Raw genomic sequence first — 12,756 nt, forward strand, 5'->3', positions numbered from 1 at the left:
GCGATGACCGACATGACCCGACCGCCGGGCGACGACACGCCCGCGGCCCCCGACGCCCGCGGCGAGACCGCCCTGGGCACCGGCCACGGCACGGACCGCGCCACCGGCGCGCACACCCCTGGTGCCCCCGGGGAGAACCGCCTCACACCGGCCGGCGCCGCTCCCACCGGAGACCGCACCGGCCCGCGCGAGACGGGCTCCCGTGAGACGGGGTCCCATGAGACGGGGTCCCGTGAGGCGGGCTCCCGCGCGGGTGCCCCGGGCGTCCGCGCCCACCTCCTGCCCCACGACGAGTCCGACAAGCTCGGCTCGCAGCTGCAGCACGCGGTCGCCGGGTTCGTCGACGGCCCCCGAGCCGCCGTCGAGGAGGCCGACCACGTGCTGGAGGAGATCGCGGCCCGCTTCACCGAGGCCGTGACGCAGCGCCGCCGCACCCTGCGGCACTCCTGGCAGTCGGTCGAGGGCGGCGAGGGCAAGCCCGTGTCGTCCGCCGACACCGAGCAGCTGCGGCTGGCCCTGAAGGACTACCGCGAACTGGCGGAACGACTGCTACACGTGTGACCCGGGCCCGGGTGAACCGCCCGGTCCCCGCTCCGCCCGGCGCTCCCGCCACTGCCGTACGACGTCCTCGACGTCGTACGGCTTCTTTCCCAGCGGGGGGCCGGGCGGCGGCTTGAACATCATGGCGCGGATCTTGTCGTTGACCTCGTCGATGATCTTCCGCGCGAGGCGCTCCGAGGGGGCCGCGAGGGCCGCCGGCAGCGCGTCCTCGGCCTCCTTGCGCAGCGCCAGCGCCGGCGGGAGCACCGAGAAGCCCTCGCGGGCCATCTTCCGCTTGACCCACCACAGTTCGTCGTACGTGCTCTCGACGTCGGGCGGGAGCGGCCGGCCCGCCCCGGGCAACCGTTCGAACTCACCGCGCGCCTCCGCGTCACGGATCTGTTTGTCGACCCAGGACTCGAAGTCGACGCCGGGTGGCTTTCGTTCGGTCATGAACCCATTGTGCCGGACACCGCGCGGCCGGGCGTTCTATCATGCGGCGGGCTTGCAGGCCCGTTCAGGACGTCTCAGGAGGAGCGCACGTGCTCGAACTCACCATGGCCGCCGTGTCCGCGGCGGAGGAGGGTGCCACGGCCGGCATGCTCATGGCCGACGCGCCCAGCGAGCCGGGTGCCGTGCTGCGGGTGGGCCGCGACAAGTCGGTGTGCCGGCTCAGCACGCCGGACGACTGGCTGTTCGTCTCCCGCGTGCACCTGGAGTTCCTCTGCGGGCCCGACGGCACCTGGCAGGTCACGTGGCTGCGCGGCTCCCAGCCCGACCCGTCCTCCGAAGTCCGCCTGACGGTCGGGGAGTACGCCCAGCCCCTCGCCTACGGCGGTACCGTCCCGCTGCCCAGGGGCGGCAGCGGCGAGATCATCGTGCAGGACCGCACCGCTCCGCGCAGCGTCAACGTGGGCTTCTACCACGAGGTGTGACCGCCGGCGGGGGACGGCCCGGCGTCAGGCCAGCACCCGCGCGAGCGCGAACCCGTCGTACCCCTTCGTGCCGACCGTCTGGATCGCCGTCCCGCTCAACCTCGGGTGGCTGCCGATCAGTTCGATGGCGGCGCGGGTGCCCATGACGTCCGGGGCGGTGCTGTCCGCGTCGGTCACCCGGCCGCCGCGGACCACGTTGTCGAGGACGATCAGGCTGCCCGTGCTGGAGAGCCGGACGGCCCAGTCCACGTAGTGCGGGTTGTTCGCCTTGTCGGCGTCGATGAAGACCAGGTCGAACGGGGGCGGGTTCTCGTCGGCCAGCTTGGGCAGCGACTCCAGGGCCGGGCCCACCCGCACCTCGACGAGCTTGTCGAGGCCGGCCCGGGCGATGTTGCGGACGGCGACCTCGGCGTGCCTGGGGTCGTACTCCAGGGAGATCAGCCGGCCGTCGGCGGGCAGGGCGCGGCCCAGCCAGATGGTGCTGTATCCGCCGAGCGTGCCGATCTCCAGGATGTGGCGCGCGCCCTGGATCTGGGCCAGGAGCTGGAGGAGCTTGCCCTGGTTCGCCGCGACGCTGATGTGCGGGAGCCCGGCGGCGTCGCTGTCGCGCAGGGCCGCCGCCAGGGCTTCGTCGTCCGGGGCGAGGTGGGCGGTGAAGTAGGCGTCGACCTCGTCCCAGACGTGCGACTCGCTCATGCGGCTGCCTTTCTGTACCTAGTCAGGAACGCTAACCAGCAGGCCAACGATCGCAAACGGGCCGGGGTTCCGCGCGGCACGAGGAGACCGCCGGAAGACCGCCTCCGGCCGGGGCATGTCCCGACCGCAGCGGGTGTGGCAGTGGGTGTGGGTGCGGGTCGCGCCGGGCGGGCGGACGGGGTGGCACCGGGCGTGGGGGCGGGATGGCACCCGGGCGTGGAGGTGGGGTGGCCCCGCGTGTGGGGGCGGGTCGCGCCGGGCGGGCGGACGGGATGGCACCGGGCGGGCGGGTGGCACCCAGGCGTGGGGCGGGGTGACCCGGGTGCGGGGGGCGGGGCGCGCCGGACGCGCGGACAACGGTGGCACCCGGCGCGCGGACAAGGGCCGCACCGGACGTGTGGACAAGGGCCGCACCGGACGTGTGGGCGGGGGCCGCGCCGCCCCCCCCCGCGGCCGCCGCTTCCCGGTTCGCGCCCGGCGGGCGTCCCCGGTCCACGGCGGAGGCCAAGGGGGCTCAGTGCTGGCGCGCTGCCACCGAGGGGGCCGAACCGGGGAGTGGGCGGCCCGCCGACTCCGTCATGCGCCACACCGCGAAGCCGCCGATCACGGCCGCGGCCATCATGTAGTACGCGGGCATCATCATGTTGCCGGTCGCGCCGATCAGGGCCGTGACCACCAGCGGGGTCGTGCCGCCGAACAGGGACACCGAGACGTTGAAGCCGATGGACAGCGAGCCGTAACGGACCTTGGTGGGGAACAGGGCCGGCAGCGCCGAGGGCATCGACGCCGTGAAGCAGACCAGCAGCAGGCCCAGGGCGCCCATGCCGAGCGCGACCGCGAGCAGGCTGCCCTCGCGGATCAGCAGCAGGGCCGGGACGGACAGCAGCAGGAAGCCCGCGCAGCCCGCGGCGATCACCGGACGGCGGCCGACGCGGTCGGTCAGCGCGCCGGCGAACGGCTGGACGATCATCATCAGGGCCATCACGCCGAGGACGACGAGCAGGCCGTGCGTCTCGTCGTAGTGGAGCTGGCCGGTCAGGTAGCTCGGCATGTACGACAGCAGCATGTAGTCGGTGACGTTGAAGACCAGCACCAGGCCGACGCAGAGCAGCAGCGCCCGCCACTGGCCGGTGATCATCTCGCGCAGCGGCACCTTGGGCCGGTCCTTCTCGGCCTTGTCGACCTCGGCGGCGAACGCCGGGGTCTCCTCCAGACGCAGTCGCAGGTAGAGGCCGATGATGCCCATCGGGCCGGCGATCAGGAACGGGATGCGCCAGCCCCAGGAGGTGAGGTCGTCGGCGGAGAGCAGGGCGGTCATCAGCGTGACCAGGCCGGCGCCGCCGATGTAGCCGGCGAGCGTGCCGAACTCCAGCCAGCTGCCGAGGAAGCCGCGTCGCTTGTCGGGCGCGTACTCGGCGATGAAGGTCGAGGCACCGGCGTACTCGCCGCCGGTGGAGAAGCCCTGCACGAGGCGGGCCACGAGAAGCAGGATCGGCGCGCCGACACCGATCGTCGCGTACGACGGGATCAGACCGATCGCGAAGGTGCCCGCCGCCATCATGATCATGGTGAGGGCGAGGACCTTCTGGCGGCCCACGCGGTCGCCGAGCGGGCCGAAGACCATGCCGCCGAGGGGGCGGACCAGGAAGGCCGCGGCGAAGGCGCCGAACGTGGACAGCAGCTGCGCGGTGGGGTTGCCCGAGGGGAAGAAGACCTTGCCCAGCGTGACCGCGATGTAGCTGTAGACACCGAAGTCGAACCATTCCATCGCGTTGCCCAGCGCGGCCGCCTTCACGGCGCGCTTGACCAGCGCGGGGTCGGTGACGGTGGCGTCCTGGGCCTTCGCTGTGCGGCTCTTCATGACGGACGGGGGAGCGACGACTGAGGCAGTCGACAAGACTCGCTCGCCTACCTTTCGACGGGGACAGGGACACGGTCCCGCGCGGCGGCGCTGTCGTACGGGCCGAAAAAGCGACGATAGGCGGATAAAGCCCCTTTACGGGCGGTACGCCTTTCGTTGCAGGGTGCAGCTAAATGCCGGTTATGCAGGCACGTATGCCCGGCCGGGAGCGGTTCCCACAGGATCTTGATGTGATCCTTCTCGCGTCGAGGAGAGGCGACCACCCACCCCGCGGACTATCGTCTTCCGGACAAAAGGAGGACGGACGTCAGGTGAACCGGGGGTAGCCCGCGTCTTCCTCCCGGAGGCGACCAACCACTGGGGCGGGAGGCCGACGGGGAGTGACGAACGCGGATCACGGCGGACGACCGGCGGAAGCACTCGGAGCGACGGCCGTCGGCGGGGCCCGGGTACGCCTGCGCGTGGCCCGCCTCGGCCTCTGGCTGATCGCGGCACTCCTCGCGGCACGCCAGGTGGCCGTCGTCCTCGCCACTCCGCGCGGCGAGCGCCTGACGGACCTGGAGACCTGGCTCGGGCCGAACGGCGTCCTGCACGTGAACGGCTCCCTGTACGACTCGACCCGCTTCACCGGCACCCCGTTCAGCGGCCTCGTCCTCAAACCCCTCACCCGTTCGGCCGAACAGGCCCTCGGCTGGGGCTGGACCTTCGGCACACTGCTGCTGGTCGTGGCCCTCGGCCTGATCGCCGCCCGCGCCCTGCCCCAGCCGGTCAGCCGCCGCACGGCCCTGCTGGCCGCCCCGGTCGCCGTCAGCCTGCTGATGCTGTCCCTGCCCGTCCGCAACACCCTGTGGCTGGGCCAGACCAGCATCATCCCGGTCCTGCTCGTCCTGCTGGGCTGCTTCGTCGCCCACGGCCAGCGCGCCAGCGGCCTGCTCATCGGCGTCGCGGCCGCGCTCCAGCCCACCCTGCTGCTCTTCACGCCCCTGCTGTGGTTCACCGGGCGCAGACGCGCCGCGCTCTCCACCGGCGTCACCTTCGCCGCGTGCACCGGGCTCGCCTGGGCGGCGATGCCGCACGACTCCTACCGCTACTGGGTCCACCACATGGCGGGCGTCGGCCTCGGCGGCCCGGCCGACGACCTCGCCAACCAGTCCCTGCACGGCGCCCTGCTCCGGCTCGGCCTGAGCGGCCCCCTGGAGGTCGCCCTCTTCCTGTCGCTCGGCGCGGCCGTCGCCGTCCTCGCCCTGCGCCGCGCCGTCCGCTGCTTCCGCGACGGCCAGCTGCTGCTCGCCGTCGCCATCACCGGCTGCGCCGCGATCGTCGTCTCGCCCACGGCCTGGCAGCACCAGCTGCTGTGGATACTGCTCGCGGTCGTCGGCCGGGCCGGCCGACGCGCCTCCGACCGGTACGTGTGGCCGGTCGCCGTCGTCCTGGTCATGACCCTGCCCACCAGGATGCTGCTGCCCGACATGCAGTCGCTGGACCCGCTGCGCACCAACCTCGTCCTGGTGGCCGCCCTCGCCGCCGCCACCGCCGTGCCGTTCCTGTCCCGCACCTCGCCGTACTACCGGCAGCCGATCCCCACCGAGTACGCCCCCGCCGCCCCGGCCCGCTTCCGGCGGGTACCGCTGGCGCCCTTCCTGCGCCGGGTCCTCGCCAGGCCCAACCTCCTCCTGGAACTCCTCCTCATCCGGGTCACCTACGCCGCCTACTCCCAGGTCCGGCTCGCCGCCACCGGCGGCAGCAACTCGGCCGGGCGGGCCGAGGCCGAGGAGCACGGCATGCAGGTGTACGGCCTCGAGCGCGCCCTGCACATCGACATCGAGCACTGGGTCAACCACACCGTCGTGCGGATCGACTGGCTGCGGAACTTCTTCGACTTCTACTACACGTCGTTCCACTTCGCCGTCCCGCTGACGGTCCTCGCGATCCTGTACTGGCGCCGCCCGGCCGAGTACCGCTGGGCCCGCTCCGCCCTCGGCTTCGCCACCCTGCTGGCCCTGGTCGGCTTCTGGCTCTACCCGCTGGCCCCGCCCCGCCTGATGCCGACGCTCGGCTTCATCGACACCGTCCACGGCGTCCAGGACTTCTCCCAGCCCGACTACGGCACGCTCACGGCCCTCACCAACCAGTACGCGGCCATGCCGTCCCTGCACTTCGGCTGGTCGCTGTGGTGCGGCGTCGTGATCGCCGTGCTGGCGCCCCGGTGGTGGCTGAAGGCGCTGGGGCTGCTGCACCCGCTGTGCACGGCCTCGGCGATCGTCGCGACCGCCAACCACTGGGTGCTCGACGCGGCCGGGGGAGCGGTCGTGGTCGGCGCGGGCTTCGCCCTGACGTACGTGCTCTCGGGGCCCAGGCCCGCCACCGCCGCCGCGACCGAGCGGGAGCGACCACAGACGCGTTCGAGCAGCAGATCCACCAGTTCCCTCTGAACGGCGGCCCCGGCCAGAACGCCATCCCGGCCATGACCTCGAACGCCGCCACGCCCGAGCGCAACCCGTTCCTCGAAGCCGTCGGCAGTGTGACCGTCGCCGGCGCCCACCTCAACTCCGCCCTGCACAACCTCCTCGCCCAACTCACCTTCGAGCCCACACTGCTTGTGCTGGCGAACGCCGAAGGTACGGACCGGCTCATCGAACTGTGCGAGCTCGCTCTCGGCGTGTACGACATCGACATGCGTCCGGAAGACGTCACCGAAGCGCTGCCTGGCCCGAGCGAAGGCCGTGAAAGACAAGCGGAACCTCAGGTCACCAAGATCACCGTTGCCGAGAAGCTGCGTGGCGAACTCTTCCGTGCGGGATGGAACGCCAGCGCCAGGAGGACCGGCGTGACCCGCATCCCTGAGCAAGGGTCCGCTGCGCAGAGGCCCGTTGCCGAGCGTTGAGCCCGCGGGCCGGGTTTCCATCGAGGGGGGAACGACCGGCCCGACATTTCTCCGCAGCGCAGCGTGCCCGTGACGCGCGCCGAACACCACGACCGCCCCGCTCGCGGTACCTGAGGCGAAACTTCCGCGCGTCAACGGCCCTCGATCAGCAGACCATCGGTGGCTTACGAAGTCCGCTCAACGTGGTCCACTCGGGACGACTGCGTTCCCTGCCGGTGTTATGGCTGCGGGTCCGCCCCACCCCCGCTCCTGTCGGAGCGTGCCAACCACCGAAGCGATGGCTCCACGAGAAGGCGAGACCAGCCAGAGTAGGGAAGCGATCTCAAGCACGAGCAGCAGCCCCGCGAGGGTCGCGTAGCGGACCCAGTATCGCTTCATAACGTTCATGTGGCCGGGAGGGTGTGCCTGGATGGAGCTCAGCACTGCTTCAGCCTTTTCCACCAGTTCGCGCGAGGATTCACCGGCTGCGGAGTCGATGTCCCGCAACGCATCATCGAATTCCTTGAACGGTGCATCTTCGAGCGGAAGCGTTCTTCGCGTCAACTGATGCACCGCAACGACATCGTGTCGTTCATCTCCATCCGAGCAGGTTACAAGACGGCCACATAGCCCGCGCGCCAATACGGCGGAACGCATGATGCCTTCTCGACACACAGCACCTTGGGGGACCATGCGCACCCGCGCCATCACCATCACCGCTCTCCTGCTGCTCGCGCTGACCGCCTGTGGCAGCGACACAGAGCCACGCGCCACGCCGAAGGCCAACAAGCCGGCGGCGCAGAAGACCACGGCGGAGCCGAAGCCCAGTCCCGACAAGCCCCGGACGTTCGGGCAGGAGCTCACCTTCTCCGACGACGGCATGACCATGGGCGTCACGGTGCTCGGGTACGAGCAGGACACCTTCCACCCGCAGGCCTCGGCCGACGAGGAGTTCGGCACCAAGGGCTACACCTGGGCTGCGGTAGAGATCAAGGCGTGCCTGAAGAAGGGCACGAGCGGGGTGACCCGGTACCCGTGGGCGCTGGCCTACGCGGACGGGGCGCGGATCGAGCCGAGCGGCGTGACGTACGGGGACTTCCCCAAGCCGGAGTATCCGTACGAGGCGAAGATGAAGGCCGGCGACTGCGTCCGCGGGAAGACCGTGTTCGCCGTGCCGGCCAAGCAGCGGCCCGAGCGCGTGCTGTACGTGCCGGAAGCGCTGGAGACGCCCGCGGAGTGGGCCGTGCCGAAGGCGTAGCCGGAAGCCCCCAGCGGTCCCGTGACGGGCCGTCTGGGGGCCTTTCCGCGTTGCGCGCAATCCGCAGCCGACCTCCTCGGCCAGCAATCTGCCGCAATCCGAGAGCGCTACCACGCAACCGCCACGCATCCTGGATCTCCGACCACCAGAACGCGGAGGCGACATGGCGCTCAGGTTCCTCGGTACCACCAGCGACGACGGTGACTGCCCCACCCTGTACGAGATCGAAGGCACGGACGAGATCCTCGTCCAGGGCGACCGCGAGACCGACCCGCAGCACCTCGTGCAGCTGCGGGACGTCAAGCCGTCCGAGACGTTCGTCCGCGTCCCTCGCAGCCTCCTGACCCGCTACTCGCTCCGCACCGCTGCGCCCGAACTCCAGCCGTTCGCCTCGATCTCGCACCTGTTCCGCGACTTTCGGCACACCGCGTTCCGGCTGGAGACCCGCCGCGGCTACGCCTCCGACCGCCGGTCCCCGCTCTGGCCGAAGTGGCTCGCCGGTGAGGACGTCGCCTCCGAGCCGGCCAACGCGTGGCGGCAGAACGTCCGCGCCCAAGCCGAGCAGGGCAAGCGGTTCGAGCGCGTCCGCCTGGCCGACGAGCCCCTGACCCAGGGGCAGCAGTTCCTGCTGACCCGCGCGCCCAGCAACATCGAGGCTGGCGAGGACATCCGCTACCTCCTACGCAGCGACGCCCACACCCTGCGCCTGCCGGACCACGACTTCTGGCTGTTCGACTCGAAGATCGTGGCCCGCTTCGCGTTCGACGAGGACGACACCACCCTCGGCGTTTACGTCACCGAGGACCCCGCCGAAGTACTCGCAGCCTGCCAGGCCCGAGACGCCGCAGGCATCACGCAATGCCTACAGGCGAGTTCGCGAAGCGGGTAGCTTCAGCAGTGTGACCACCGACTTCCAGACCGCACGCGAGGCCCTCGGCGCGCGCCTGCGGGAGCTGCGCGCCGAGGCCGGTCTGGAAGGCAAGGACATCGCTCACAAGCTCGGCTGGCAGACCTCGAAGGTCTCCCGGCTGCAGAACGGCAAGCAGACCCCGACCCGCGCCGACCTGACCGCGTGGGCGAACGCCGTCGGCCGCCCGGACACGGAACCCGAACTGCACGGCCTGCTCGCGGGCCTGGACCTGAAGCAGCGGCACCGGTCCTGGCGTCGGCAGCTCGCGGGCGGGCACCGCGGGCGGCAGGAGATCGCCGTCCGGCAGACCGAGCACACGACGTTGATCCGGGGCCTCGAGGTCTCCCGCATCCCTGGCCTGTTCCAGACTCCGGAGTATGCGCGGGTCATCTTCGACAGCAACGCCGAGTTCCGCGGGATCCCGCCCACCACCGAGGCCGCCGTCGAGACGCGCATGCGCCGCCAGGAAGCGCTGTACGACCCGGAGAAGACGTTCCGGTTCCTCGTCTGCGAAGCGGCCCTGTACCACCGCTCATGCCCCGTCGAGGTGATGGCCGAGCAACTCGACCGGCTGTACAACCTCGTCGGCCAGCGCCGGATCGAACTCGGCATCCTGCCCTTCGGCACCCAGCTGCGCCGCACGGCCCCGCACGCCTTCTGGATCTACGACCGGCGACTCGTCATCGTCGAGACCATCAGCGAGGAGCTGTGGCTGACCGGTGACGACGACGTCCAGCTGTACGAGCGGGCGTGGGACTGGCTCGCCGAGTCCGCGGAGTACGGGACGCCGGCGCGTCGCCTGATCGGCCGCGCGCGGGCCTCTCTCGACCTCGCCTGAGCAACCGGCCGCAAGCCTCCCCACCCTGTGCGCAATCCCGCGCAATCGCGCCGCGGGCCTGCAATCGCCCTGCATAACGTCCGGTGCATGGCCCATCCGATGAGCATCGCCCAGCGGTACGAGGCCGGAGACGTGTGGCTCGCCGACTGCCACACGCACCCGGCGCTCGTGTGGAAGGCATGGCATGCCGGCACCCTCGCCGAGATCGAGAGCGGCGCACACTGGCTGATCGCCGAGTCCACCGTCACCCAAGGCCTGCCCGCCGCGGTTCGCATCCGGGAGGAGCAGCGCGGACCGGTGCTCATGGACCCCTACGCGAACGCGGCGTGGTGGCTGGTGCCGCTCGACGCCGCGCAGGAACTCGCTGACGTCCGGCAGCTCCACGTCCAGCACGCAGGCTGGACGCTGCGCTGCCCGCCGACCGGCCGCGAGACGGAGCGCATGCAATGGCTCTGGGACCCCGATGGGACGGGCCACCTCACTGACCCTGCCGTACTCGCCGCCGCCTTCGGCCCTGGCGGGTACCGACATGCTGCGGAGGCACCGGCATGACCGGCACCGAGACGGAGATCCCGGCCCCTGAGACCGTCGACCCGGAAGCGGAGTATCAGCAGCTATGTGCTGAACTGCTGCGCAATACGAGGTTCCGGCGTCACCGCGCCGCCGTCCAAGCGCTGGTCGAAGAACGGAGCGTCCTGTCGGTGCCGGCCGTGCAGCGAGCCCTGATCGTCGACAGTCGCAAGGGGCGGGCAGCGCGCTTCGAGGGCCTGTCCGGGCTCCAGTACGGGCTCGGCCTCGACGAGCAGCAGCGCGCCTTCCTGCACTTGGTCCTGTCCATGGTCGGCATCGGCATCACCACCCTCGCCTCGGTGGAGGACCTCGACGACCGCCGCCTGCCGATCGTCCTGAGGGCCATCCTCCGGCTCGCGGGGAACGACACGATCGCCGTCGGCACCCGCCTGTAGCCCCGGCCCCGTGGGGGGTTGCTGTCGTGCAGCGCCCCCTACGCTGCACGGTCGTTGGACACCGGCAGCGATCAGCGAAACGGAGACCCAGTGGCAGGCATTGAGTTCGAAGCGAAGGCCCTCGACATCGACCCCGCGAAGATCGCGCGGCTCATCAACGAGGCCGGTGGCACATGCACGACTGGGACTCGCCTCATGCGACGGTACGTGTACGACACCATCCCGGCCGTCCCCGGCCGATGGGTGCGGCTCCGCGACACCGGAACCGACGTCACCCTGTGCGTGAAGCAGATCACCACGGATGCCGTCGACGGCACCCACGAGACCGAGGTCGCCGTCGACAGCTTCGAGGAAGCCGCCGCGCTGCTGCAGCTCACCGGCCTCACGCCGCGCAACTACCAGGAGAACCGGCGCACCTCGTACACCCTCGGCGCCGTCCGCCTGGAAGTCGACGAGTGGCCGCGCATCCCGCCGTACCTGGAGATCGAGGCCGACGACGAAGCACAAGTCTGGGCGGCCGCCGCCGCGCTGGGCATCGACCGCGACCAGCTCACATCGGTCAACACCACGAAGGTCTACGGCCAGTACGGCATCGACCTGGACTCCATCGCCGACCTGCGCTTCGAGTAGGCCGGCGCCTGCAACACCGGCCGGGGCACCGCGCCCCGACCGGCCCGGAGAAGGGGGGCACCATGCACGACCTGAGCAACGTGCCGGTGGAAGTGAAACCGGACCGCACCCTACGGGTAAAGATCATCGACGCGTGCGGCCTCGCCTGCTCGTTCTGCCACAACGAGGGAACACCCGTCGCCGCCCCGGGCCGCTCCGGACGCGTCTCCATCTACCTCCGCACCAACGGCGCCGACTTCTTGCCGGACCGGATCGCCGCCGACGCCGACTTCGCCCTGGCCCTCGCCGCCATTCGCGGCAGCCTCCCGACCACCGAAGTGCACTTCACCGGCGGTGAACCGACGCTGCACCCCGACCTGCCCGGCCTGATCACCATCGCCCGGCGCCTCGGACTCACGGTCGGACTCACCTCGAACGGTGAGAACGGTGCCGCGGTCCTGCCCGCCGCTGCGGCCGCTGGCCTCGACCGCATCAACCTGTCCGTGTTCGGCACCACCCCGGCCGAACTCGCCGCCGTACAGGCCCCACGTCTCGCCTCACCGAAGCTCGCCGAGCGCAAGCTGACCGCCCTCGACGCGACGATCGAGGCCGCGACCGCGCACGGCATCAAGGTCTCCGCCAACATCGTGATCCCCGACCGCGGCCATGTCGACCGTGTGCTGCGCATCATCGAGCGACACGGACGCTCCGTCGTGGTCCGGATGCTCGTGTCGCTGGAGGACGGAGGCGCCTCGCTGGCCGCCATGCAGGACGTCGTCGACCACCTGGGCGCCGTGCCGGTCCGCCGCATCATCACAGCGGGAGCGTCCGATCAGCGGGTGCGGTACCGCCTGCCGGACGGCCGCACGCTGTTCGTGAAGAGCATCCGGCCCGTGCGCCTCCCCGAGACGTGCGCCGACTGCCGGTTCAACAACCCCGACGACTGCCAGGAGGGGTACTACGGGGTGCGGTTGTACCGCGCTGCGGACGGCCCGTTCATGGTCGGCGTGTGCATCCAGCGCATGGACCTGTGCCTGTCGCTCGGCGAGTTCGTGATGAGCCAGCGCTGCCGCGAGGTCGCAGCCTTCCGCGGCGACGAAGCGGCGCGGCTGACCCGGCTGCTTGCCATGCCGGCAGCAGCCGGCGGACCGCACCCCGGCTGACGACCCGCCTGAGTCCCACAGACGCCCGCCCGTCCTCTGCGCCCCCGCCCTCGCGGCGAGAGGGGGGCGGGTCTCGGCGCGCTACGGCCCGATGTCGGCACAGGAGCGAGGGTGGAGC

13 protein-coding genes and 1 pseudogene are annotated in these 12,756 nt (G+C 71.2%); 11 read left to right on the plus strand and 3 right to left on the minus strand.

What is annotated here, in order from left to right; translation table 11 throughout:
• Positions 1–3: 3 nt before the first annotated feature.
• Positions 4–561, plus strand: coding sequence for a hypothetical protein (locus ABZ386_RS02435; RefSeq protein ID WP_351332591.1), 558 nt, complete (start codon positions 4–6; stop codon positions 559–561).
• On the opposite strand, the gene ABZ386_RS02440 is transcribed toward ABZ386_RS02435, so the two are convergent.
• Positions 550–993 (minus strand): DUF1992 domain-containing protein, encoded by a 444-nt coding sequence (locus ABZ386_RS02440; protein WP_358963232.1) that lies wholly within the window; start codon positions 991–993, stop codon positions 550–552. The genes ABZ386_RS02435 and ABZ386_RS02440 overlap by 12 nt on opposite strands.
• Before the next feature lie 89 nt (positions 994–1,082).
• Between ABZ386_RS02440 and ABZ386_RS02445 the strand changes: the two genes are divergently transcribed.
• Positions 1,083–1,475: an FHA domain-containing protein gene (locus ABZ386_RS02445; RefSeq protein WP_114251954.1), complete on the plus strand. Its 393-nt coding sequence runs from the start codon at positions 1,083–1,085 to the stop codon at positions 1,473–1,475.
• A gap of 24 nt (positions 1,476–1,499) precedes the next feature.
• Here the strand turns inward: ABZ386_RS02445 and ABZ386_RS02450 are convergent, their stop codons facing one another.
• Together ABZ386_RS02450 and proP are read right to left on the minus strand one after the other, a co-directional pair.
• Entirely contained in the window at positions 1,500–2,171 is a 672-nt protein-coding gene (locus ABZ386_RS02450; RefSeq protein WP_351332584.1) for an O-methyltransferase, read from the minus strand.
• 514 nt (positions 2,172–2,685) lie between these two features.
• Positions 2,686–4,032: a glycine betaine/L-proline transporter ProP gene (gene proP / locus ABZ386_RS02455; RefSeq protein WP_355714463.1), complete on the minus strand. Its 1,347-nt coding sequence runs from the start codon at positions 4,030–4,032 to the stop codon at positions 2,686–2,688.
• Between the two features lie 380 nt (positions 4,033–4,412).
• On the opposite strand from proP, the gene ABZ386_RS02460 reads away from it, so the two are divergent.
• From ABZ386_RS02460 to ABZ386_RS02500, 9 genes and pseudogenes are all read left to right on the plus strand, one after another.
• Positions 4,413–6,464, plus strand: a complete 2,052-nt coding sequence (locus ABZ386_RS02460; protein WP_358963235.1) for a phosphatase PAP2 family protein — start codon at positions 4,413–4,415, stop codon at positions 6,462–6,464.
• Between the two features lie 32 nt (positions 6,465–6,496).
• Entirely contained in the window at positions 6,497–6,916 is a 420-nt protein-coding gene (locus ABZ386_RS02465; protein ID WP_351332576.1) for a hypothetical protein, read from the plus strand.
• A 670-nt stretch (positions 6,917–7,586) separates the two neighbouring features.
• The gene (locus ABZ386_RS02470; RefSeq protein WP_358963238.1) at positions 7,587–8,153 is read left to right on the plus strand and encodes a DUF4352 domain-containing protein; all 567 of its coding nucleotides are present in this window, start codon (positions 7,587–7,589) and stop codon (positions 8,151–8,153) included.
• A 163-nt stretch (positions 8,154–8,316) separates the two neighbouring features.
• Positions 8,317–9,056: pseudogene (locus tag ABZ386_RS02475) on the plus strand (DUF6879 family protein).
• A complete protein-coding gene (locus tag ABZ386_RS02480; protein WP_351332567.1) occupies positions 9,053–9,901 on the plus strand; it encodes a helix-turn-helix transcriptional regulator in 849 nt (282 codons plus the stop codon). Before ABZ386_RS02475 ends, ABZ386_RS02480 begins: the two are co-directional and overlap by 4 nt.
• 87 nt (positions 9,902–9,988) lie before the next feature.
• Positions 9,989–10,453, plus strand: a complete 465-nt coding sequence (locus ABZ386_RS02485) for a hypothetical protein (protein WP_351332564.1) — start codon at positions 9,989–9,991, stop codon at positions 10,451–10,453.
• Positions 10,450–10,866, plus strand: coding sequence for a hypothetical protein (locus ABZ386_RS02490; protein WP_351332561.1), 417 nt, complete (start codon positions 10,450–10,452; stop codon positions 10,864–10,866). Before ABZ386_RS02485 ends, ABZ386_RS02490 begins: the two co-directional genes overlap by 4 nt.
• A gap of 90 nt (positions 10,867–10,956) precedes the next feature.
• On the plus strand, positions 10,957–11,496 hold the full coding sequence (locus ABZ386_RS02495) for a CYTH domain-containing protein (protein WP_351332558.1): 540 nt from the start codon (positions 10,957–10,959) through the stop codon (positions 11,494–11,496).
• A 62-nt stretch (positions 11,497–11,558) separates the two neighbouring features.
• Positions 11,559–12,638, plus strand: a complete 1,080-nt coding sequence (locus ABZ386_RS02500) for a radical SAM protein (RefSeq protein WP_358963241.1) — start codon at positions 11,559–11,561, stop codon at positions 12,636–12,638.
• Positions 12,639–12,756 lie beyond the last annotated feature (118 nt).

The organism is Streptomyces sp. NPDC006140 (assembly GCF_040628815.1).
Taxonomy (GTDB): domain Bacteria; phylum Actinomycetota; class Actinomycetes; order Streptomycetales; family Streptomycetaceae; genus Streptomyces.

Excerpts from the sequence above, each read along its gene's own strand:
- ABZ386_RS02440 (WP_358963232.1), bottom strand. The coding sequence starts at position 993 with ATGACCGAACGAAAGCCACCCGGCGTCGACTTCGAGTCCTGGGTCGAC.
- proP (WP_355714463.1), bottom strand. The coding sequence starts at position 4,032 with ATGAAGAGCCGCACAGCGAAGGCCCAGGACGCCACCGTCACCGACCCC.
- ABZ386_RS02435 (WP_351332591.1), top strand. The coding sequence starts at position 4 with ATGACCGACATGACCCGACCGCCGGGCGACGACACGCCCGCGGCCCCC.
- ABZ386_RS02500 (WP_358963241.1), top strand. The coding sequence starts at position 11,559 with ATGCACGACCTGAGCAACGTGCCGGTGGAAGTGAAACCGGACCGCACC.
- ABZ386_RS02470 (WP_358963238.1), top strand. The coding sequence starts at position 7,587 with ATGCGCACCCGCGCCATCACCATCACCGCTCTCCTGCTGCTCGCGCTG.
- ABZ386_RS02465 (WP_351332576.1), top strand. The coding sequence starts at position 6,497 with ATGACCTCGAACGCCGCCACGCCCGAGCGCAACCCGTTCCTCGAAGCC.
- ABZ386_RS02490 (WP_351332561.1), top strand. The coding sequence starts at position 10,450 with ATGACCGGCACCGAGACGGAGATCCCGGCCCCTGAGACCGTCGACCCG.
- ABZ386_RS02485 (WP_351332564.1), top strand. The coding sequence starts at position 9,989 with ATGGCCCATCCGATGAGCATCGCCCAGCGGTACGAGGCCGGAGACGTG.
- ABZ386_RS02450 (WP_351332584.1), bottom strand. The coding sequence starts at position 2,171 with ATGAGCGAGTCGCACGTCTGGGACGAGGTCGACGCCTACTTCACCGCC.